At 67.5% G+C, this 19433-nt stretch carries 26 protein-coding genes; 7 read left to right on the top strand and 19 right to left on the bottom strand.

All coding sequences use genetic code 11. From position 1 onward, the window contains the following. Nucleotides 1-71: 71 nt before the first annotated feature. The 5 genes from ACTWQN_RS24605 to ACTWQN_RS24625 form a co-directional block, all read right to left on the bottom strand. Nucleotides 72-512 (bottom strand): type III secretion system chaperone family protein, encoded by a 441-nt coding sequence (locus tag ACTWQN_RS24605; RefSeq protein ID WP_443205923.1) that lies wholly within the window; start codon nucleotides 510-512, stop codon nucleotides 72-74. A 102-nt stretch (nucleotides 513-614) separates the two neighbouring features. After that, complete coding sequence (locus tag ACTWQN_RS24610) at nucleotides 615-1808, bottom strand: cytochrome P450 (RefSeq protein ID WP_443205924.1); 1194 nt, start codon at nucleotides 1806-1808, stop codon at nucleotides 615-617. Nucleotides 1809-2159: 351 nt separating this feature from the next. Continuing rightward, nucleotides 2160-3026 (bottom strand): DUF4097 family beta strand repeat-containing protein, encoded by an 867-nt coding sequence (locus ACTWQN_RS24615; RefSeq protein ID WP_443205925.1) that lies wholly within the window; start codon nucleotides 3024-3026, stop codon nucleotides 2160-2162. A 75-nt stretch (nucleotides 3027-3101) separates the two neighbouring features. Then, nucleotides 3102-3608: a toxin-antitoxin system HicB family antitoxin gene (locus tag ACTWQN_RS24620; RefSeq protein ID WP_443205926.1), complete on the bottom strand. Its 507-nt coding sequence runs from the start codon at nucleotides 3606-3608 to the stop codon at nucleotides 3102-3104. A 129-nt stretch (nucleotides 3609-3737) separates the two neighbouring features. Then, on the bottom strand, nucleotides 3738-4616 hold the full coding sequence (locus tag ACTWQN_RS24625; RefSeq protein WP_443205927.1) for a LysR family transcriptional regulator: 879 nt from the start codon (nucleotides 4614-4616) through the stop codon (nucleotides 3738-3740). Between the two features lie 96 nt (nucleotides 4617-4712). On the opposite strand from ACTWQN_RS24625, the gene ACTWQN_RS24630 reads away from it, so the two are divergent. After that, nucleotides 4713-6101: an MFS transporter gene (locus ACTWQN_RS24630; protein ID WP_443205928.1), complete on the top strand. Its 1389-nt coding sequence runs from the start codon at nucleotides 4713-4715 to the stop codon at nucleotides 6099-6101. A 26-nt stretch (nucleotides 6102-6127) separates the two neighbouring features. Here ACTWQN_RS24630 and ACTWQN_RS24635 read toward each other — a convergent pair whose 3' ends face one another. Both ACTWQN_RS24635 and ACTWQN_RS24640 read right to left on the bottom strand, forming a co-directional pair. Further along, the gene (locus tag ACTWQN_RS24635; protein WP_443205929.1) at nucleotides 6128-6544 is read right to left on the bottom strand and encodes a hypothetical protein; all 417 of its coding nucleotides are present in this window, start codon (nucleotides 6542-6544) and stop codon (nucleotides 6128-6130) included. A gap of 52 nt (nucleotides 6545-6596) precedes the next feature. Then, complete coding sequence (locus tag ACTWQN_RS24640) at nucleotides 6597-7220, bottom strand: TetR/AcrR family transcriptional regulator (RefSeq protein WP_443205930.1); 624 nt, start codon at nucleotides 7218-7220, stop codon at nucleotides 6597-6599. Between the two features lie 147 nt (nucleotides 7221-7367). Here ACTWQN_RS24640 and ACTWQN_RS24645 point away from each other — a divergent pair, with 147 nt between their 5' ends. Then, a complete protein-coding gene (locus ACTWQN_RS24645; protein WP_443205931.1) occupies nucleotides 7368-8105 on the top strand; it encodes an SDR family NAD(P)-dependent oxidoreductase in 738 nt (245 codons plus the stop codon). Between the two features lie 60 nt (nucleotides 8106-8165). Further along, nucleotides 8166-8492, top strand: a complete 327-nt coding sequence (locus ACTWQN_RS24650) for a hypothetical protein (RefSeq protein ID WP_443205932.1) — start codon at nucleotides 8166-8168, stop codon at nucleotides 8490-8492. A 34-nt stretch (nucleotides 8493-8526) separates the two neighbouring features. On the opposite strand, the gene ACTWQN_RS24655 is transcribed toward ACTWQN_RS24650, so the two are convergent. The 8 genes from ACTWQN_RS24655 to ACTWQN_RS24690 form a co-directional block, all read right to left on the bottom strand. Next, entirely contained in the window at nucleotides 8527-8991 is a 465-nt protein-coding gene (locus tag ACTWQN_RS24655; protein WP_443205933.1) for a hypothetical protein, read from the bottom strand. 149 nt (nucleotides 8992-9140) lie between these two features. Further along, a complete protein-coding gene (locus tag ACTWQN_RS24660) occupies nucleotides 9141-10331 on the bottom strand; it encodes a hypothetical protein (RefSeq protein WP_443205934.1) in 1191 nt (396 codons plus the stop codon). A gap of 26 nt (nucleotides 10332-10357) precedes the next feature. Next, complete coding sequence (locus tag ACTWQN_RS24665) at nucleotides 10358-10654, bottom strand: hypothetical protein (protein ID WP_443205935.1); 297 nt, start codon at nucleotides 10652-10654, stop codon at nucleotides 10358-10360. After that, a complete protein-coding gene (locus ACTWQN_RS24670) occupies nucleotides 10654-11061 on the bottom strand; it encodes an SAV_915 family protein (protein ID WP_443205936.1) in 408 nt (135 codons plus the stop codon). Before ACTWQN_RS24670 ends, ACTWQN_RS24665 begins: the two co-directional genes overlap by 1 nt. A 122-nt stretch (nucleotides 11062-11183) precedes the next feature. Continuing rightward, nucleotides 11184-11312: a hypothetical protein gene (locus ACTWQN_RS24675; protein ID WP_443205937.1), complete on the bottom strand. Its 129-nt coding sequence runs from the start codon at nucleotides 11310-11312 to the stop codon at nucleotides 11184-11186. Nucleotides 11313-11435: 123 nt separating this feature from the next. Then, nucleotides 11436-11702, bottom strand: coding sequence for a hypothetical protein (locus ACTWQN_RS24680; protein WP_443205938.1), 267 nt, complete (start codon nucleotides 11700-11702; stop codon nucleotides 11436-11438). 2 nt (nucleotides 11703-11704) lie between these two features. Beyond that, on the bottom strand, nucleotides 11705-11935 hold the full coding sequence (locus tag ACTWQN_RS24685; protein WP_443205939.1) for a hypothetical protein: 231 nt from the start codon (nucleotides 11933-11935) through the stop codon (nucleotides 11705-11707). Between the two features lie 70 nt (nucleotides 11936-12005). Beyond that, nucleotides 12006-12386 carry a hypothetical protein gene (locus ACTWQN_RS24690; RefSeq protein WP_443205940.1) on the bottom strand — a complete coding sequence of 127 codons (381 nt, stop codon included), beginning with the start codon at nucleotides 12384-12386 and terminating at the stop codon, nucleotides 12006-12008. Between the two features lie 212 nt (nucleotides 12387-12598). Here ACTWQN_RS24690 and ACTWQN_RS24695 point away from each other — a divergent pair, with 212 nt between their 5' ends. Both ACTWQN_RS24695 and ACTWQN_RS24700 read left to right on the top strand, forming a co-directional pair. Next, nucleotides 12599-13444 carry a DUF5753 domain-containing protein gene (locus ACTWQN_RS24695; RefSeq protein WP_443205941.1) on the top strand — a complete coding sequence of 282 codons (846 nt, stop codon included), beginning with the start codon at nucleotides 12599-12601 and terminating at the stop codon, nucleotides 13442-13444. Nucleotides 13445-13480: 36 nt separating this feature from the next. Further along, on the top strand, nucleotides 13481-13663 hold the full coding sequence (locus ACTWQN_RS24700) for a DUF397 domain-containing protein (RefSeq protein ID WP_443205942.1): 183 nt from the start codon (nucleotides 13481-13483) through the stop codon (nucleotides 13661-13663). A 79-nt stretch (nucleotides 13664-13742) separates the two neighbouring features. Here the strand turns inward: ACTWQN_RS24700 and ACTWQN_RS24705 are convergent, their stop codons facing one another. Continuing rightward, nucleotides 13743-14438, bottom strand: coding sequence for an SDR family oxidoreductase (locus ACTWQN_RS24705; RefSeq protein WP_443205943.1), 696 nt, complete (start codon nucleotides 14436-14438; stop codon nucleotides 13743-13745). Between the two features lie 187 nt (nucleotides 14439-14625). Here ACTWQN_RS24705 and ACTWQN_RS24710 point away from each other — a divergent pair, with 187 nt between their 5' ends. After that, nucleotides 14626-15117 (top strand): winged helix-turn-helix transcriptional regulator, encoded by a 492-nt coding sequence (locus ACTWQN_RS24710; RefSeq protein WP_443205944.1) that lies wholly within the window; start codon nucleotides 14626-14628, stop codon nucleotides 15115-15117. A gap of 12 nt (nucleotides 15118-15129) precedes the next feature. On the opposite strand, the gene ACTWQN_RS24715 is transcribed toward ACTWQN_RS24710, so the two are convergent. Both ACTWQN_RS24715 and ACTWQN_RS24720 read right to left on the bottom strand, forming a co-directional pair. After that, complete coding sequence (locus ACTWQN_RS24715; RefSeq protein WP_443205945.1) at nucleotides 15130-15861, bottom strand: SDR family oxidoreductase; 732 nt, start codon at nucleotides 15859-15861, stop codon at nucleotides 15130-15132. A gap of 210 nt (nucleotides 15862-16071) precedes the next feature. After that, on the bottom strand, nucleotides 16072-16899 hold the full coding sequence (locus tag ACTWQN_RS24720) for a helix-turn-helix transcriptional regulator (protein ID WP_443205946.1): 828 nt from the start codon (nucleotides 16897-16899) through the stop codon (nucleotides 16072-16074). Between the two features lie 101 nt (nucleotides 16900-17000). On the opposite strand from ACTWQN_RS24720, the gene ACTWQN_RS24725 reads away from it, so the two are divergent. Then, nucleotides 17001-18110 carry a DNA alkylation repair protein gene (locus tag ACTWQN_RS24725; protein ID WP_443205947.1) on the top strand — a complete coding sequence of 370 codons (1110 nt, stop codon included), beginning with the start codon at nucleotides 17001-17003 and terminating at the stop codon, nucleotides 18108-18110. A 135-nt stretch (nucleotides 18111-18245) separates the two neighbouring features. Here the strand turns inward: ACTWQN_RS24725 and ACTWQN_RS24730 are convergent, their stop codons facing one another. Then, the gene (locus ACTWQN_RS24730) at nucleotides 18246-19328 is read right to left on the bottom strand and encodes an aldo/keto reductase (RefSeq protein WP_443205948.1); all 1083 of its coding nucleotides are present in this window, start codon (nucleotides 19326-19328) and stop codon (nucleotides 18246-18248) included. Between the last annotated feature and the right edge of the window lie 105 nt (nucleotides 19329-19433).

Below are 19433 nucleotides of genomic sequence, written 5' to 3' on the forward strand. Positions count from 1 at the left end.
TACTGCCGCCGGCGGGGGGGGGGGGCGGCTGCCCGCGCCCACCACCGCTGCGATCAACGTGTCCGGTTCGATCAGTAGTCGTCCTCGCGGAAGAAGAGTTCCTCCAGGTGATCCGCGGTTTCGGCGACGAAGTTGAGCGGATCGGTGAACTCGTTGATGTCCAGGTTCAGCAGCGGCAGCGAGTGGCGGAGCACCACGTGCTCGCCGATGATCACCGCGCCGCACACCACGGAGGTCTGCCCGAGTTCCAGCAAAAGCCCGTGCAGGTCGGCGTCCGCGGCGCGACCGATAACCGAAAGGACCTGCACCCAGTCTTCGCTGCTGTCGAGTTGCTCGCGGTAGATGATCACGATCTGACTGCGCTCGTCGTCGTACTCGACGAGGATCCGGACCTCATCGTCGCCGTCCTCGATGATCCGGTACTCGACCTCGTCCTCTTCCTCGATGTCGCTCTCTTCGGCGAGCCGGTATTCCGACCGTACGAAAGCGAGCAGGTCTTCCCAGGTCGCCACGATTCCTCCCAGTCATCGGCAATTCCAGCCGCAGCGCGGTTCGCGACGGCGATCCTGCCACGGCAGTGGCCGCGCCAACGGCTTTTCCGATGACCGGACGGATTATCGGGTGAGCAGCGGCAGCGAGTTGGCGCCGATCATGTCGGTGCCCGGCATGAACGTCGGCGCGTTGTCCGGATCGGTGCTCAGCTGGGGAAAGCGGTCCAGCAGGATGTTCAACGCGATGCGGCCTTCCAGCCGGGCCAGCGGCGCGCCGAGGCAGAAGTGGATGCCGCGCCCGAATCCCAGGTGCGGGTTGGGGTCCCGGGTCGGATCGAAGGCGTCCGGATCGGCGAATTGGCGACCGTCCCGGTTGGCCGCCGACAGCCACACCGACAACACCTGGTCCGCGGGCACCCGCTGGCCGTCGAGTTCCACTTCGGCGGTGGTGGCCCGGTAGGTGAGCGCGAACGGGGTGAGCAGCCGCAGCGATTCCTCGATCGCGCCGGGCACCAGCGCACGATCCGCGCGCACCCGGGCCGCCTGTTGCGGATTGGCGTCCAGGCACAGCACCGTGTTGCCCAGCAGCATGGTGGTGGTGATGTGCCCGGCGGCCAGCAGCAGGTTGGCGAAGTTCACCACCTCGTTGTCGGTGAGCCGTTCGCCGTCGACCTCGGCCTGCACGAGCTGGGTCAGCAGGTCCTGCCGGGGGTGCCGCCTGCGTTCCGCGGCGTGCCCGCGGAGGTAGTCGATGATCTGCGTGAAACTCGCCCCCTGCGCTTCCAACCGGCGTTGCTGCTCGCCCTGGTCGTCGACGACCGAGAGCTGGCTCCCGCCGCTGAGCTGTTCCTCCGCCCATTTCCGGAACAACTCGCGGTCACTGCTGGGCACCCCGAGCAGTTCGGCGATGACGACCACCGGCAGCGGGTAGGCGAGATCCGCGACCAGTTCGATCCGCTGCCGGTCGGCGACGGCATCGAGCAGTTCGTGGGTGAGAGCGGCGATCCGGGGTTCGAGGTCGGCCACGATCTTCGGGGTGAAGGCGTGGCTGACCAGCCTGCGCAGCTTGCGGTGAACCGGCGGGTCCAGTTGCGTCAGGTCGCCTTCGACCAGGGACTCGTCGAGTTCGATCGGCAGCAGGCGCCCGACGTCGGAGGAGAAGGTGTGCGGGTCGCTGAGGACTTCGACCGCCTCCTGGTGGCCGTAGACGTTCCACACGCCGAGTTCTTCGTCGAAGCGAACCGCCTGTTGCGGCTGCTGCCCGTGCAACCAGGGAAGCTGCGGAAAGCTGTCCCACCGTTCAGTGTGAGCGGTCATCGGTTTTTCCCCTTTCGGATGGGATTTCCAGTTCGCGAATTCGAGCACGGTCCAGCCGCACGCCGACTTCCGCCGACGTGCCGGGCAATTCCGGTCCAGGCGCTGGTGTGCACGTTTCCCGCAGTGGTTGTTCGACTGCGGTTGGAGATTGCGCAGCTCGGGGCGCGTGGCGACTGGGGCTCGCGAGTGGTTCTTCCGGTGATAACCGGCATTCTCACTCACGAGCACGTAAGGCCGAGCCCGATCCACCTTGCAATTCGACTGGGCTTACTCGACTGCGCTTATTTGACTGCGCTTATTCGACTGGGCTTATTTGACTGGGCTTACACAATTGAACCTATCCCGCTGAGCTCATTCCACTGCGGTGAGCCAGGAACGGTGGATCACGATGTCCCCGGTGTAGGTGCGGGCCCGCACTTCGACGGTCTCCTCGGACTCCGCGGGGCCGTTGGCGGAATCCAGCGAGTTGTGCACCCGGCCGGTCACGGTGTTCAGGTCGAGCCAGGCGGCGGTCCCCTCGTGGATGCCGACCTCCAGTTCGCCAGCGGCGGTCGAGAGCACGACGGAACCCCGCACCACCTCACCGATCCGGATGTTGCCGTTGGCGGTCTTGACATCGACGGCGGCCTGCGCCCGGTCGACGGAGATGTCGCCGTTGGCCGCCCGCAGCCGCAGTTCGCCGGTGACCTGCCCGACCCTGGTGTGCCCGTTGGAGTTCCGGATCACGGCGGTGCCGTCGATCTGCCTGATCCGCACGTCACCGGATCCGTTGCTGACCTCGACGTGCCCGACCGCCCGGTCCAGGGTGATCCGGCCGCTGGCGGTGTGGACGTTCAGCGCGGCGGCTTCCGCGAGCCGGATGTGGCCGGTCGAGGTCTTGAACCGGCACTGCCCGAGCCGCCCCTCGCAGTCGAAGTCGCCCAGCGCCACGTCGCCCTGCACGTGCGAACCGCTCGGCAACTCGACCACCACGTCGACCGATCCGCCATCACTGCGAAACCCGTAGTGCTTCCACCGCTTCAGGCTCTTGATCTGCAGTTCGCCGTCGGAGTAGTCGACGTGGGTCTGCTCCGCGGCCCGCACGTCGGTCTTCTTGGACCGGTCGCTCGGGCGCACCTCGACGACCGTGTCGGCGCGGTCGCTGGCGATGATCCGCAGGTCGCCGACGACCACGTCGATGGTGGCGGAAATCGGTTCTGGAGTATCGAAAACAGGCATGGTGGTCCCCTCAGATGAGTCTGGTGAACGTCCCCGCTGGTGGGACGCAGGTGTGGTGTCGAACGCTGGGTGGGGCTAGCGCACCCAACCGGTGTAGCGCTGCCCCCGGCTGCCTCCTCGCCGCTCCCGCCCGCTGGGTTCCACCGCGGCGGCGGCCGCCCGAACCAGCCAGGCGTTCACCGACAACCCGTCCCGCCCGGCTGCTTCCTCGACCCGAGCCTTGAGCTGCTCGGGCAACCGGAGGTTGATCCGCGACATGGCGCCCTCATCGGCGTCCAGCGGCCGCGGTGCGGTGCGCTCCGCGCCGCTGTCGTCGGCGTCCTCGAAGGACTGCTCCGTCGGCGGTGGCGTCACGACGAAGTCGGGATCACCGCCCCGCAGCCGCAGGTCCACCGAACCAGGTGCGAGATCACGCGTGATCTCATCCGCTGCCGTCGACAACGCGTCCAGCAGGACCAGCCGGACGGCCGACTCCAGCGGAGCGGTGAGGCGATCGGCGAGCTCCCGGGCATCCTCACCACCAACCTCGGCGGCCACCGCGAGTTCCCGACGCAGATTGTCGACATACGACCCGAGATCCATGGCGCCATCATGGCACCAAAATGGCGCCGACACAACCCACCATGGCGCCAACCCTTGCGCGAGGAGCCCCACCTGCGCTTTCGCGCCCGAGCGCAACCATCGGCCCGCAGATCTGGGACAGCGGTGCGGTCAGGCGCTGGTGGCGTAGAGGACGTCGCGCAGGCCGGGCAGGTCCTCCCGGTCGCCGCGCCAGACGAGCCGCAAGTTCAGCTCCGGCGCGGGGAAGTCGAGCTTGACCAGGGTCTCGGACCGGAGGGCGGTGGCCACCGCGAACTCGGGGAGCAGCGCTATGCCCATGCCTTGTTCGGCCCAGGCACGCATCACCGGGACCGAGCCGACGTGGACCCGTTCCGGACCGGTACCGATGATCTTGTCGGCCGCCATCAAGAAGGAGCAGTTCGGCGCGTTGACCAGGAGCCGGTCACCGGACAAGTCCGCAGGGGTCAACCGAGGATGGCCGCGCAGCCGGTGGCCGGGGGCTGCGACCAGGGCGAGCGGAACCGCGTCGACGTCGAGGAAGGCCAGTGGTTCGGCTGGGGCCGGGAAGCCGAGGTCTCCCAGGATGTCGCCGGTGTCCAGCACCAGTGCGGCTTCCAGTCGCCCGGCGGTCACGTCGACGAGCAGGTCGTCTCGACTGGCGGCAGGGCGCACGTCGACTCGGACGTCTGGTCGGCGTTCGGCGAGCCTGGCCAGCACTCGCGGCACGTAGGTGGCGGTGATGGTCTCCAGCGCGCCCAGCCGCAGTTCCCGGTGCTGCCCGGTCACGTCGCGTCGAGCCTGTTCCGCCTGGTCGAGGAGGCGGCGGGCCCAACTCAGCAGGCGTTCGCCCGCCGTGGTCAGGCGCATGCCCCTGCCGGTCCGGTCGAACAACGCCACGCCGAGCGACTTCTCCAGGGTGCGGATCTGCTCGGAGACGCTGGAGGGCGCCATCTCCAGGGCGATGGCGGCTTCGGTCACCGTCCGGTGTCGTACCACGGCCTCGAAGGTTCGCAGCTGGCGCAGTTCCATACCGGTGTTCAACCATCGGCGGGCGTTCGGAAATTCCGAACGGAGGTCCGGGTCTGCCGGTGGAACCGGCCGCGCCCGGCCCCGACTGTGGGAGGCGTGACCACTTCCCCCACTTCTTCATCCCGCGCACTCGCGGGTGGCTCTTCGCGCCAGCCCACCGGTCGGCGTCGGCTCGTGCTGCTGGGCATCTCGCTCGGGTACTTCATGGTGCTGCTGGACATGACCGTGCTCTCGGTCGCGGAGCCGGATCTGGCCGTCTCGCTGCACACCTCGATCTCCGGTCTACAGTGGACGACCACGGCCTACACGGTGGTGTTCGGCGCGTTGCTGTTGTCGGCCGGTGCGGTCACCGATCGCTACGGCGCGCACCGGGTCTTCCGGGTGGGCGTCGCGGTGTTCGGGCTCGGCTCGCTGCTATCCGCTTTTGCCCCCGCGCTCGGGTTGCTAATCGCACTCCGCGCGGTGCTGGGCGCCGCCGGGGCCGCGTGCGTACCCGCCTCGATGGCGATGATCGCGCGGCTCTACCCGGACCAGGCCGAGCGCACCCGCGCGGTCGCGGCGTGGGCCGCCATCAGCGGCGCGGCGGTGGCGGCGGGCCCGATCGTCGGCGGCGCCTTGGTCGATCTGGCTGGCTGGCGAGCGATCTTCCTGATCAACGTGCCGATCGCCGTGCTGGTGCTCACCCTGACCGCGGGCCGGGCGGCCCAGTGTCCGAGCAACGACCGGCGGATCGACTGGACGGCGCAACTCGCGGCCTGCGCGGTGCTGGCGCTGCTGACCGACGCGCTGGTCGCCCTGGGCGCGGGTTCCTGGGCGCACGCGGCCGGATCGGGGATCGGCACGGTGCTCGTGGTGGTCGTGTTCGCCGTGCTGGAGCGGCGCAGCGATGCACCGGTGCTGAACCGGGCGATGCTGCGCAGCGGTGGCGTGCGGGCCGGGCTGGCAGCCGGTGCGGCGGTGAACTTCGCGCTCAACGGAAACCTGTTCGTGCTGCCGCTGCTGCTCCAGCAGGACCACCACCTCACCGCGGTGGTCACCGGCCTGGCTTTCCTGCCGCTCACCTTGCCGTTCGTGCTCAACCCTCCGGTAACCGGCCGGATCGTGGCACGTTTTGGCCCGCGCCCACCCATCCTGACGGGTTTGGCGCTGCTCACCGCAGGAGGTATCGCCCTCGGCTGCGCGGCCTGGGCCGAGGCCGGATACGGCTGGCTCGCGCTCGGACTGCTGCTCACCGGGTTCGGTGTGTCGTTCGTCCTGCCCGCCCTGACGACCGCGATCATCAACGCCGCCCCGCCAGGAACCGCCGGAGCCGCCAGCGGCCTGCTCAACGCCACCCGCCAGACCGGTGCGACACTCGGCGTCGCCACCATGGGCTCCCTCACCGGCATCGGACCGGCATACGCCCTGCTCCTCGCAGCGTTGGTGTGCCTCGCAGCCAGCACCTGGTTCGCCCACGCCACCCCAACAACAGGTACTCGTGAGTGATAATCCCGACGCCCAGCGGCGTCTTATCACTGCTCCTCTTCGTAGCGTTGCCTCAAGAGTTGCCGAACAGCCCACGAATTCGGCAGGACCCGCGCCTCGGCAGGCACACCTCCGGCTACCAGATCCTCCGGCTCGCCCAGCCACAGCTGAACGGCTTCCCACGCGGTGAAGCCAGCTTTCCGCGCTTCCACCAACCGGGCCCGCCAACGTCCACCGGCGTTGTAACCGGCAACTCCGGTGCCCCGCTTGGCATAGAAGTCAGCGGCGTCTTCCGTCTCGGAGGCCCATAGGTAGCCGATCACCCGGCGTTGCAGAGTCACCGGGACGCAGCGGACAGGCGTTTCGGAACGGACCGAATATTCGGTCCGCTCAAGCGTGAAGGGGGAGAGATCTCCGAACTCTCCCGGACGGCCCGTCCACCATTCATCACGAATGTTCGGCATCTTCGGCCCCACCCTTCCGGCGCCCCATAGCGGTGCGGATCTGGCCGATCGATCAGTTGAGTCGTAGGTGTTTCGGGGGCGGGTGCGGGAGTGCGTGTCCTGCTGTGGTGCGCATGCCGTCGAAAGCCAGCTCCAGGTAGCGGCGCCATGCTTCCGGCTCGGCGGCCATCAGCGGGGCGGCCGTCTGCTGGATGCCCGCGAGCAGCAGGACGATGTCCGTTCCGGTCATGTCCGAGCGGATGGCGCGCCGATCCCGCGCGCGGGCCGCGAGAGCTTCGGCGATGTCGCAGAGGCGGTCGATTCCTTCTCGCACATCGGGATGTTGCAGCGACGGGCGGCCGATGACCTCGCAGAACGCCCGATCTCGCACGAGGATCTCGATCCCTGCGGCCATGAACTCGCGCACCGCCCCGGCCGGATCGTCGGCCACCAGCAGCCGGTTCCCGGTGTCCACGAGTTCGTCGAGCATCCGCAGCATGATCGCCGCCAGCAGCTCCGCCTTCGACGCGAAGTGCCGGAAGACCGTCCCCTTGCCGATCCCGGTGCGCTGGGCGATCTCGCCGATCGACACGTCGATGCCGCCCTCGGCGAACGCTTCGGCCGCGGCGTCCAGCAGCAGCCGCCGATTGCGAACCGCGTCCGCCCGCGACGGGGAGGCTGGCGTCGTCCCGGTCATGCGCACCTCCTTGTAGCCCGCAGTCTACGCGTAACATGACCGGCCGGTCCGCTACCGTGCTACGGTTAAGGTGACCGCCTGGTCCGGTTGTGTCGGACGGCGCATACGCGCAGATCGCGGCCCCCGAAAACCATCGAAGGGAAGCACGTGAGCAACACATTGGATGGAAAAGTCGTCCTCGTCACCGGAGCCTCGTCCGGCATCGGAGAAGCGACCGCCCTCGCGCTCTCGCAGGAGGGCGCCCGTGTCGCGGTCGGCGCCCGGCGCACCGACCGGCTGGCGACGCTCGCCGAGAAGGCCCCCGGCGACGTGCTGACCCTCGAACTCGATGTGACCGACCAGGAATCGGTGCGCGCCGCGATCGCGGCGACCGTCGAACGCTTCGGCGCGTTGGACGTCCTGGTGAACAACGCCGGGATCATGCTCACCGGCCCGATCCTGGGCGCGGACACCGCCGAGTGGACGCGGATGGTCGAGACGAACCTGCTCGGATCGATGTACACCGTCCACGCCGCCCTGCCCCACCTCCTGGCGAGCAGGGGCGCCGTGGTGCAGATCTCCTCGACCTCCGGCCGCACCGCGTCCGCCGGTGGCGGCGTCTACGCCGCAACGAAGTTCGGCATCAACGCGTTTTCCGAATCGCTGCGGCAGGAACTCACCGCGAACGGTCTGCGCGTCGTCGTCATCGAGCCCGGCTTCGTCGCCACCGAACTGGCCAGCCACATCACCGATTCGATGATGCAGGCCGCCGCGCAGCAAATGGCCAGTTCGATGCGCACCCTGGAGCCCGAAGACATCGCCGCAGCGGTCTGCTACGCGATCGCGCAACCCGACCACGTCGCGGTCAACGAGATCCTGGTCCGCCCAACCGACCAGACACATTGACCCATCGCGCCGTTCGGGTGACGGGTGAGGGGCACCCGTGACCAAGTAACTGGGTCACGGGTGCCCCTCACCTCGCGGCCCGTTCGACTACCCGCGGTCAAGATCGAGACTGTCGCCACAGCTCAGCGAGCCGGGCTGATCACCGATCGCATCCCCGCGAGCGACCTGTTCGCGATCGTGGCGAGAGCTGGCTCGGCGCACCGCCCGGCCTGCTCACCACAACCGACGGCGACCCCACAGGCCCGACCACATCACCGAACACCGCGCCGCACTGATCGAAGCCGTCCACCGAATCGTCGACCCCGAACCCCCCACCACCCCGGCCGCCTGACGACCTCCGCCGCTCGATGCCGCACCGGATCGCGGCGAGTCCGGCCCACCACCTGAGTTGCACCAGTCGTCACCTCAGCTATGAAAGCGCCTACCGCAGCCGGAGTTTGTCGATCGCGCGCGGGTTGGTCTTGGCGCTGCCGTGGTGGACGGAGTAGCGGATGCCGTTGTAGACGAGGTCCCAGAGTGCTTGGTTCGCTTGGAGTTCTTTGGCATCCAGCCAGAGTTCGGTGCCTTTCTTGTCGGTCAGCTCGATGTCCCAGGACAGTCCGCCACTTGTACCCGTGACCTTGATTTCGGTGAGTTCGTACAGGTCGACGTAGCCGGTTTTGATCGCGAGCCAGTCGGCTCCTGCTGAAATGCCCCAGCGGTTGCGAGAGATGATCCAGAGTCCCCAGAGAGGGGCGACCGCGATGACGGACATCCATAGCCAGGGTGTTGTCCAGATCCAGTCGAAGCCCCAGTCCATGAGGCACAACATGACGAAGACAATGGCCGACACGATCAGTCCGGACAGGAAGGCGCCTTCGTTGGAGCGGTGGTACCACTCCAGCATTGGCCCCCGCCCCTGCGGCGCTTCTGGGATCCGCGCGAACCGGGAGGACCGTCGCGGCAGGTCTCCCCAGACGGTGAACCGGGGTGCCTGGGGTGGTCGTGGTTCGCCGGTTTTCGGGTTCGGCCGGGGTGTGGCGGTCACGGGGGTCCTTATCGGGTCATCTTCGGGTTGATGTCTTCGAGTCGCTTGCCGATGTTGATCATGTCGTCGCCGAACTCGTCGATTGCGAAGCCGACACCGATGCCGACGACGCCGCCGATGATGGCGCCGGGTGGCCCCCCGACCGCCGCACCGACGACCGCGCCGGTGAGCAGGCTGCCTGTGCCGCTGGCGACGGCGACGGTCGGGTCTTTGCCTTGGCTGAGGTCGTAGCTGACACCCGCAGCGGTGGCGATCAATCCGATTCCGGGGATGATCTTGCCCATTTTGGTTGCCCCGATGAGGAACGGGCTAGGCGCCTTGACTTTCTCGGGCAGGAGTTTGATGTCGAGGAAGCCAAGAGCGTTGCGGATCCGCGGAGGGAAGCGGCTGATCACGTTCGCCGCACGCGTGGACATCGCCTGGTCGATGGCGTCCTTGGCGCGCAGGTCGTTCGTGATCTGGATCGCCGCCGCCTTCGTACGATTGGCGAGGCTGAGGTTCTGACTGGTGGTCAGCTTCGCTGCCCGCTCGGCCTTGTCGAGGGCATCGTCAGCGAACTGGTGGAATTTGCTGACCCGCACGGCGGTCGCGCCGATGAACCCACCTGAGATATCGGTGAGGGTGAGCGACAGTTTCACCGGGTCCAACACGCCGGTCAGGAAGCGCACCAGGACATGTTGGGACTGCGATTCCTTGTCCCGCGCGTCTTTCACGATCTGAGCTGCTTCGGCATACGCCCGCGCCTTCTTGTCGAAGGCCGCTTGCGCTTGGACACCTGCGGCATGGTCCTGCCGCTCCTGCGGTGTCGCAGCTCGCCCCTGCGGCAGCGGTTTCGGATCCGGCGGCGCGGGACCAGGCTCCTCGATCTTGAATCCGTTGATCGGGAGCCCACCCTCGACAGCCACATCGCGGGCGCGCTGCATCATGGCCTTGACCGTGTTCAGATCGTCGGCATGAGTCTGCAGCTCACGGCAGGTGTCCTTGAGCGCGCGAACTTCGGTGTCGGCCATCTTGCCCGCCGCGATCAACACGGCGCGGAACCCCTCGGCCGCTGCACCCTGCCAGCCGTCCTCTGATTCGGCGCTGGTGAGCTGGATTTTTCGTGCGGCTTCTTCGACGCCGTCCGACTGCCGATACGCCCATTCGCACACGGCCGTCAAGCTGTCGGGGTCGCCCTTGACTTCAGTGTCCAGCGACATGAACCAATAACCTCCCCCGGTAAGATCTAGCGTGGTTGCTCGGCGTTGAGCTCAGCTGCCTGGATTTCGACCGCGTGCTCGTAGTCGGTGTCGGCGTACACGGCCCGGCTCTCCGCGGTCGCCTCTCCCACCGCAGTCAGGCCCGTCGAGATGTTTCCGAGCGCCTCGGTCAGCAGAGCAAGCGCCCCATGAACGGCACCGTTGATCACCCCGGCCTGCGGGTCAGGCGGTGGAGTGGCGCCGCTTTCCAAGTCGGTACTGGCGTTGCGCAGCCGAGTCGCGAGCAAGTTCAGCAACGCGGGATCAGCATGCAGATCGGACATCATTCCTCCCGCTGGAATCTCGTGCTGCGCTCTTCGATCGGCAGCGCGGCATCCCACACGACGACGTCCGCATCACTGCGGCTCTTGATGTCTTCGATCTGTCCACCTCCCACAGCAACCCACGGTTGTCCGTCGCCGCAGCCCTCGACAAGGTGCTCCAGCGACGTGAACGCCAGCAGCGCGCGCTGACCGTCAGGCGTGTGCCGCAGTTCCACGGTCACGTCCCTGTCGCCTTTGGTGACGCGCTGGCACGGGATGTAGGCGGTCGCGGGGAGGTCTGCTTCTTCCTGTGGTGCGGCGTACTCTGCGCCGATCACCGAGGGCGCCACGTCGCCGTGTTCGCGCATCACGTCTTTGTCGCCGTAAGCCAAGCGTTCCCCCGTTCGGCAGTTTTCCCAGGTCGGCACGATACCGAGACGATCTTGCGGTTCGGCGGCCTTGACGACACATCACTCAAAAAGCGCAGACACGACCACGGCCGACGCCGTGGATCGCGTGCCAACCCCAGCTCTGGGACAGCGAACGCTGCTCAGCCGTCGTCATCGGCCTCGTCCTGGTCGACCTCACTCCCGACGCCTGTGGCCACGGGGTCGACTTCGACCGGCGCCGGGATCGGGGGACCAGTGACCTCGGGGTGATCGTCATGTGGATTGGGCATTCGATGGCTCCTTTCGTTTCTGGATGGGGTGGCCGGTCGGTGCGCTGGGAGGTTCCGCACCGACCGGCCGTCCGCTCGATGTCGAAGGTCGGGGAAGTGACATCGAGCGGAGTTCTTGTGGTGTCAGGCGTTTCGGCGTCGTGGGCCGACTCGGGTGCTCAGCCAGAGACGGGCTTGCGTGGCGACGTCGGCCGCATCGGTCCAGTCGCGGCCGATGCGGACGGTCTCGATACGGCGATCGTTGCTGTGCGAGCTGCCGATATCGCCGCGATGCACCGTGAACACACCGGAGCCCCGCCCCCACCGGAACGTGTAGACCTCGCCCGGCGAAACCCGTTCGACGTGCCACGCCATCGGCAGGAACCGCTTCGGCAGCAAGTTGGCGCCCACGCCTAAACCCCGACGATCGCGGCGACCTTGGCCGCGATGTCCTCGCGCAACGCATGCCGCCCCGCGTGCTCGGCTTCGCGCTCCTTCTCGACCCGGTCGTAGAGATGCGCAACCGTCAACGCGCCGTCTCCCGCGCCAGCGTGCTGTCCCGCAGGCTCCGCAACCTGCATCCGCCACGCAACGAGCACCACCAGCGCCAACCCAGGCACCAGACCCAAGACGAACAGCAGCAAAGAAAACACCCCAGTTCAGTCCTTCCCGAGACGTCGCGGACACCACGACAGGCGCCCGACCAAAAGCCGGTCACGACAGGGCATCGCCCGGAACCCACAGATCCAGCCGCGCCCGAGCCAAGCTCGGCGCGTTCGCAGCCCCATGCGGCGGAAGCCCCAACAGCTCCATCACCACATCAGCGACCGAGCCGTATCGATGCCAGACCGCTGGAGGCGAGCCGCGCTCCAGATCCTCGATCCGAAACCGGGCCGCCAGCGCGTCATCAGCCGACCTCGCACGGAACATGTCCATCGCCCCATGGCTGACCCTCAGCCCCTGCACGGCAAGGACATCGTCGAACCTCGGCAAGTGCAGGAACCGAAAACCCGCCTGCACACTCGCCCGCAAGGCATCCAGGTGCGGACGCAACCATGGCTCCGGCCACGCATCAATCTGCAGTGCCCCCACCATCACGTATCCCCTCGTCGCTAGGACTCCGCCATGAACCCGGGCCGCCGGGAGCTCTCGGCTCTGTCGTCCCACCAGACACAAGAGCACCATGCGACAAGATTAAAACTACAAGTTGCAATTGAATGTTCGTAATGCCCCGGAAGAGGGATCTTGGAAGATGGGGACGAGCGAGCACGGCAGGATGCGACCCGACGACGTAACGAGAGGGAGCGATGCTTACCCCGGAGAACAACCCAGCGGTCAGACGCGTCCAGCTGGGCCTACTGCTGCGCGAACTCCGTGAGCGACACGACGTCAAGCCAAAGACGATCGCCGACCGGCTTGACTGGTATCCAGGCAAGCTCACCCGTGTCGAGAAGGGCGAGCTCACTGTCGCCGCAGCCGAAATGGACGTTTTGATCGACCACTTCGGGATCACGGACGAAGACGAGGCCAACAAGCTGCGCCAGCTGGCGTCGGACGCTCGCAAGAGAGATCGACCAAGCCGCGTGCCCGACTGGGCGAAGACCTACACCGCCCTCGAAGCTGCGGCAGCGGAGGTGAAGGCCTACAAAGTCGACCTCGTGCCAGGCATCATGCAGACCGAGGCGTACGCCCGCGCGATTCTCTCCACCTCACTGGTCACGCCATTGCCAGAGATCTACGACCGAGCGGCCGAGCGCGTGCGACGGGGCGAAACAATCGTTCGTAACAGCAATCGAGAGATCTCGGTCGTCCTCGGCGAAGGCGTGCTGTATTGCGAAGTCGGCGGGCGAGACGCACTTCGCGAGCAGCTGTGGCACATCCGGCAGCTGACGGAGCTCCGCCACGTCACGGTTCAGATCCTGCCGTACAACAAGGGCGAGCACGCTGCTCTTGGAACACCGTTCACCGTCCTACACCTCGCCGACCCGGTTGCGACCTACACCTACCTCGAAGGGTTGACCGACGCGGACTACCTGGATCGCCCCAGTCATACCAACGTGTACGCCCAGGCATTCGATAGGCTGAGGATTGCCGCTCTTGATGACAGAGAGTCGGCGCGGATGCTCGAACAACGAGCCAGTGAGCTTGAGTGAGGGAGCAGTACCATGCGTGCCCCTGACCTGGGACCAGTGATCTGGCGCAAGTCGAGCCGTAGCAGCGGCAACGACAACTGCGTCGAAGTTGGCGAAGCGCCTGCGGCGCGAGGGGTTCGTGACTCCAAGCTCGGCGAGATGAGCCCGATCTTGGCTTTCGACCGCCCAACCTGGTCCGCCTTCCTGGCGGCTGTCAAAGCTGGCGAGCTCGACGGTTGACGAGTGCGTGAAGGCGCCCCGCCCGGTGTTTCGGGGCGGGGCGTCTGCCTTTTCGCCGAGCACTCGGTTCGTGGCGGGACTACTTGGCCGCGTAGAGCAGCTTGAGGTCGTTGGGTAGCGAGGCCTTGATCCGCTTGGTCGCCTCGTCGACGAGCACTTCTTCCTCGTCGGCGAGCAGGCCTTCGATCGTGGCGCGCGCGACGTCCTCGGCCTTGATCTTGGGTTCCTCGACCGCCGCCGCCAAGTCGGTGTCGACGAACCAGCAGTGCACCCCGAGCACCAGGGTGCCCTGCGGGCGCAGCGCCACGCGCAGGGCGTTGGACAGCGACCACTGGGCCGACTTGCTCGCCGTGTAGCCCGAAACGCGCTCCAACGCCACCCAGGACCCGGCGGAGAGCATGTTGACCACGGCGCCGCCGCCGTTGGCCGCCAGCACGGGCGCGAAGGCCTGCGTCATCGCCCAGGTGCCGAAGTAGTTGACCTCCATCTCACGCCGGGCGTTGTCCAGCGAGGCCGTCAGCGCCGGTCCGCCCAACGCGACTCCGGCGTTGTTGACCAGGATCGAGGCGTCCGCGGCCAGCTCCGCGGCCTCGGCGATGCTGTCCGGGTCGGTGACGTCCAGCCGAATCGGGACCACATCGGGGTCGGTGATCAGCTCCGGCTGCCGCGCCGCGGCGTACACCTTGGCGCCGCTGTCGACGAACGCACGGGCGAACGCCCGGCCGATCCCGCGGTTGGCGCCGGTCACGAGGGCGACCCTGCCTCGAATCTCCATGATTGCTTCTCCATCTGAACGGACGAGCGCGAGCCGATGCCGACCAGCACGGCACCCACCGTAGATATCTAACTTTAGTTTTGCAACTCAGATTTGCACGGTACAACCACCAGACCGCTCTCGACTGACGACCAACCAACCCCCAGTTGGATACTGAAATTAAATCCAGATAGGCTAGGTTCGTGGCGTGGACCAGCAGGAGGAGGACGCGATGACCAGGGCGAGTGCGGCTTCCGACGCCCCGGCTTGCTCGATCGAACGGAGCCTGCAGGTGCTGGGTGAGCGTTGGTCGTTGCTGATCCTGCGCGAGATCCACCGCGAGAAGCACCGGTTCGCGGAAATCCAGGCATCGCTGGGAATCGCGGCGAACCTGCTCAGCGCCCGCCTGAAAACGCTGGTCGACGCCGGGGTGGTGCGCAAGCGCACCTACCAGGTGCCGGGAAGTCGACACCGGGACTCCTACCACCTGACCCAGGCCGGGGAAGAACTGCAGGTGATCCTCGGGGCGCTCCAGCAGTGGGGCGACCGCCACTGCCCGCGCCCGTCGGGACCATCCGCCGTGCGCCGGGAACGCGCGACCGGGAGACCGGTCCACGTCGGCTTCATAGCGGACGAAGACGGCCGAGAAGTCCCCAACTCCGACGTCGTCGTCCACCTGAGCCCCGACCCCGGCACCTGATCCGCCCCTCGATCAGCCCTGCGAGGTCGAACGTATGACGACTTCGTTGACGTCGACGTCACCGGGCTGGGCGACCGCGTATCCGATGGCGTCCGCGACGGCACTCGCCGGGATGGCGAACTGTTCCATGGCCGCGTGCGCGGCGGCCCGCACTTCCGGATCACCGCCGCGATCGGTGAGTTCGGTGCGGGTGAAGCCCGGACTCACGACGGTGACTCGGACGTCCTGGCTCTCCTGGCGCAGCCCTTCCGACAGCGCCCGAACCGCGTACTTGGTGGCGCAGTAGACGGCCGCGGTGGGGTCGACCCGGTGCGCCGCCGTCGAGGCCACGTTCACGATGTGGCCGACACCACGGGCCCGCATCAGCGGCAGGACGGCAGCGATCCCGTGCAGGGTGCCGCGCAGGTTCACGTCGATCATCTGGTTCCACTCGTCGATGCGCAGCGAGTCGACCCGCGACAGCGGCATCACGCCCGCGTTGTTGACGAGGACGTCGATGCGGCCGTGCCGGTCGTGGGCGGCTGCGACGAAGCCGCGCACGCTGTCGAGGTCCGTCACGTCGAGTTTCCGGTGATCGACCCGGCCACCGGCGGTGCGGATCTCGGCAGCGAGTGCCGCGAGCCGGTCCTCGCGCCGGGCGCCGACAACGACGTGGTGTCCGTCGGCAGCCAGGCGTCGGGCGGTCGCCGCACCGATGCCGCTGCTGGCTCCGGTGATCAGAACGATCTTGCTGTCGGTGCTCATCAGGACTCCCTCGAAGACGCTGGGCGTGCGGCAGGAGCGCCGCGGGACCAAGCGTCGGGCCGCCGCCGCGTCGGGAGAAGGTCGTGCCTTCCTGGGTGCGGCACACCCAGGAAGGCACGACCTTCCGCCACCGGGCCGAGGTCGGCCACGATCGAAGCAGACCGGCAGATCAACAAAGTCCGGCCAGCAGTCGGAAGACCGGGTGGCGGCTCAGGTGTTGGCGTGCACGGAACCCAGGTAGGCGATGGCATCGGCGCTGCGGCTGCCCGGCTCCGGCGTGCCGACGAGCAGTTGTTGGCCGGGAGCGTCGCGGACGTCGAAGGTCTGGTAGGTCAACTCGACCCGGCCCACCTCCGGGTGGACGAAAACCTTGAACGCGCGGGTGAGTCCGGCCACGGTCTGGTCCTGCCACAACGCCCGGAACTGCGGCGAGGTCTGCCGGAACTCCTCGACGAGCGCCCGGATCTCCGGGTCGTCCGGGTAGTAGCCCGCGTTCAGGCGCAGGGCGTGGACGACGTTCTCGACCAGGATGGGCCATTCGACGAACACGGTCTGCGCCTGCGGATGCTGGAACAGCACCCGAACCATGTTGGTCATGCCGGAGAAGGGCGAGAGCAGCGCGGCGGCGATGGTGTTGGTGGCGAGCACGTCGAACGCCGGGCTGAGCACGTACGCGGCGGCGGTGGGAAAGGAGTCCAGCAGTTGCAGCAGCGCCGGGTGAACCAGATCTCGCGAGCTGCCCGGCCCCAGGTTCGGGTTCAGCCCGGCGAGCCGGAAGATGTGGCCGCGGGCGTCGGCGCCGAGCCTGAGCGCCCGCCCGATCGCGTCCAGGACTTGCGCGGACGGGTTGCGCTCGCGTCCCTGCTCCAGCCGGGCGTAGTAGTCGATGCTCACCCCGGCGAGCACCGCGACCTCCTCGCGGCGAAGCCCCGCGACCCTGCGGTCACCGCCCCCGGACAGCCCCACATCCGCGGGCTCAACGCGCGCGCGATGCGCCCGGAGGAACTCCCCGAGCTCGTTCGTGGATTTGTCGGGCATGACGGCCAGACTAGTCCGCCAGCGGGTGCGGCACCCCTGACCAAGCGTTATGGCGCTCGCCACCGCGACACGATCGATCTCGTTGACACACTGGAGAACCAATGCCCTTCGCCGACGAACTGATCGGTGACCACACCGCCAAGGCGTTGATCAAAGCGGTCGCGGCCGTTGCGACCGGCGCACCACTGACCGCGCTGTGCACCGCTGTCGGCGAACTGGCGCCCCGATCGCTGCGGGAGCGCAGCGACCTGCTCAGAGATGCCCTGCTGCACGACCTGCCCGGCGACTACGACTCGTTCGCCCGCACCATTCGCGCGGCGCAGCACGGCCGACTGCCATTCAGCGGGTGGCTGATCTGGCCGGTCACCAGCGCGCTCGCCGCGAAGGCGATCGACGACGGCGGCAGCGAGGCCTTCGACGACGCCATGAACGCGCTCGCCGAACTCACCTCTCGCCTCACCTCCGAGTTCGCCATCCGCGCGCTGCTCGACCACGACTTCGACCGGGCGCTCGCCACCATCCTGACCTGGACCGATTCGCCCGACGAGGACGTCCGCCGACTGGCATCCGAGGGCACCCGACCGTTCCTGCCCTGGGCGAAACGAGTTCCCGCGATCCTGGCCAACCCCCGAGCGACCCTTCCCGTCATCAACGCCCTGTACCGCGACGAGAGCGAGTACGTGCGCCGATCCGTCGCCAATCACCTCAACGACCTGAGCAGGCAGCAGCCGGACATCGTCGTCGAAACCGCGGCGGCCTGGCTCGCCGATCCCGACGAGAACACGGCGCGCCAGGTCAAGAACGGGCTGCGCACGCTGATCAAGAAAGGGCATCCCGCAGCGCTCGAACTGCTCGGCTTCGCCCGCCCCACGAACATCGACGTCGTCGGGCCGACCCTGGCAGCAACGCGGATCCCGTTCGGCGGAACCCTAAGTTTCACCGCGACGATCACCAACACCGCGACCGTGCCGACAACGCTCGTGATCGACTACATCGTCCACCACATGAAGGCGAACGGCACCCAACGCGGCAAAACCTTCAAACTGATCACCACAACCCTCGCCCCTGGCGAGGAACGGGAGATCTCGCGCGAGCATTCCTTCCGCGAGATCACCACGCGCCGCTACTACCCCGGCGCCCACGCGGTAGAACTCCAACTCAACGGAGCCCCCACCGGCAAAGCCAACTTCACCCTGATGCCGAAGAGCTGAAGAACACCAGCAATCATGTCGCAACTCCACGCATTCCCTTAGTCACTCAGGGATGCCGCCGCGAACCCACCGACCGCGGGCGCGACAAACACCGCGACAGGCGGAAAGCACTCCGGCCCATGAGGGCGCCGCCGCTCAGTAGCGGATGTCGCTCTGCACGAGCGGTGGGTACACAGTGGACGTTTCACCGTCGACCGTGGCCCCGGCGAACTGCAGCATCGCCCGCTGGGAGCCGTGCATCGGTGCGGGGTAGTTGAGCGTCGGCTCGGACACCCCATCAAGAACCTCCAGGTGTTCCGGGCTGAGGGTCACCTGCAAAGCCGCGAGGTTGCTTTCGAGGTGTTCGACGCGTCGAGCGCCGAGGATGGGCACGACGGTGCCTTGCCGGGAGCGCAGCCAGGCCAGCGCCACGGCCGCCGACGTGGTGCCGAGCTCGTCGGCGATCGCGGCGACGGCGTCGATGACGGCGTACTCGTCCTCGCTTGGGCCGCCGACGTAGGCCGCGCGGGCCGAGTCCGCGACCTGCGTGCCGCGCCGGTACTTGCCGGACAGGAAGCCGTTTTTCAGCGGGCTCCACGGAACCAGCGCCATGCCCTGGTCGAGCGCGAGCGGCGCGAGTTCGCCCTCGACGGTGCGGGCCAGCAGGGAATACTCGACCTGCAGCGCGATCAGCGGGGTCCAGCCCTTCAGCAACGCCGTCGTCTGGGCCTGCGCGGTGAGCCACGCGGGCGTGTTGGAGAACCCCAGGTAGCGGATCTTTCCGGCGCGAACCAGGTCGTCGAGGGTGCGCAGGGTTTCCTCGATCGGGGTGTGGCGGTCCCAGTTGTGCAGCCAGTACAGGTCGAGGTAGTCGGTCCGCAGGCGGCGCAGGGTCTCGTCGAGCTGGGCGACGATCGAACCGCGACCCGCCCCGCCACCGTTCGGGTCGCCGGGGAAGAGGTTGCCGAAGAACTTCGACGCCAGCACCACGTGGCCACGCCGTCCGGGGTGTGCGGCGAAGAAGTCGCCGAGGATCTTCTCCGAGTGGCCGTTGGTGTAGAAGTTGGCGGTGTCGATGAAGTTCCCGCCCAGGTCCAGGTAGGCGGCTAGGATCCGCTCCGACTCCGCCGGGCTGCACCCGGCGCCACCGGGATCTTCGCCGAAGGTCATCGCACCGAGCGCGAACGGGCTGACCCGCAGCCCCGACCGGCCGAGGGTGACGTAGTGATCGAGCGGCATGGGCCTACCTTCTGAATGTCGAATGGTCCCCACCATGCAAGCGCGACTCGGGTGGCGCGGGGTAGTCGGATCCGCGCCCGGTCTTGCACGATCCTGCCGATCTCG

Source organism: Saccharopolyspora antiqui, from assembly GCF_052246905.1.
Lineage (GTDB): Bacteria > Actinomycetota > Actinomycetes > Mycobacteriales > Pseudonocardiaceae > Saccharopolyspora.

Bases quoted from the DNA above. Each gene is read 5' to 3' on its own strand.
- ACTWQN_RS24610 (WP_443205924.1), bottom strand. From the start codon at position 1,808: ATGACCGCTCACACTGAACGGTGGGACAGCTTTCCGCAGCTTCCCTGG.
- ACTWQN_RS24615 (WP_443205925.1), bottom strand. From the start codon at position 3,026: ATGCCTGTTTTCGATACTCCAGAACCGATTTCCGCCACCATCGACGTG.
- ACTWQN_RS24620 (WP_443205926.1), bottom strand. From the start codon at position 3,608: ATGGATCTCGGGTCGTATGTCGACAATCTGCGTCGGGAACTCGCGGTG.
- ACTWQN_RS24625 (WP_443205927.1), bottom strand. From the start codon at position 4,616: ATGGAACTGCGCCAGCTGCGAACCTTCGAGGCCGTGGTACGACACCGG.
- ACTWQN_RS24635 (WP_443205929.1), bottom strand. From the start codon at position 6,544: ATGCCGAACATTCGTGATGAATGGTGGACGGGCCGTCCGGGAGAGTTC.
- ACTWQN_RS24640 (WP_443205930.1), bottom strand. From the start codon at position 7,220: ATGACCGGGACGACGCCAGCCTCCCCGTCGCGGGCGGACGCGGTTCGC.
- ACTWQN_RS24655 (WP_443205933.1), bottom strand. From the start codon at position 8,991: ATGCTGGAGTGGTACCACCGCTCCAACGAAGGCGCCTTCCTGTCCGGA.
- ACTWQN_RS24660 (WP_443205934.1), bottom strand. From the start codon at position 10,331: ATGTCGCTGGACACTGAAGTCAAGGGCGACCCCGACAGCTTGACGGCC.
- ACTWQN_RS24665 (WP_443205935.1), bottom strand. From the start codon at position 10,654: ATGTCCGATCTGCATGCTGATCCCGCGTTGCTGAACTTGCTCGCGACT.
- ACTWQN_RS24675 (WP_443205937.1), bottom strand. From the start codon at position 11,312: ATGCCCAATCCACATGACGATCACCCCGAGGTCACTGGTCCCCCGATC.
- ACTWQN_RS24690 (WP_443205940.1), bottom strand. From the start codon at position 12,386: ATGGTGGGGGCACTGCAGATTGATGCGTGGCCGGAGCCATGGTTGCGT.
- ACTWQN_RS24695 (WP_443205941.1), top strand. From the start codon at position 12,599: ATGCTTACCCCGGAGAACAACCCAGCGGTCAGACGCGTCCAGCTGGGC.
- ACTWQN_RS24705 (WP_443205943.1), bottom strand. From the start codon at position 14,438: ATGGAGATTCGAGGCAGGGTCGCCCTCGTGACCGGCGCCAACCGCGGG.
- ACTWQN_RS24715 (WP_443205945.1), bottom strand. From the start codon at position 15,861: ATGAGCACCGACAGCAAGATCGTTCTGATCACCGGAGCCAGCAGCGGC.
- ACTWQN_RS24720 (WP_443205946.1), bottom strand. From the start codon at position 16,899: ATGCCCGACAAATCCACGAACGAGCTCGGGGAGTTCCTCCGGGCGCAT.
- ACTWQN_RS24725 (WP_443205947.1), top strand. From the start codon at position 17,001: ATGCCCTTCGCCGACGAACTGATCGGTGACCACACCGCCAAGGCGTTG.
- ACTWQN_RS24730 (WP_443205948.1), bottom strand. From the start codon at position 19,328: ATGCCGCTCGATCACTACGTCACCCTCGGCCGGTCGGGGCTGCGGGTC.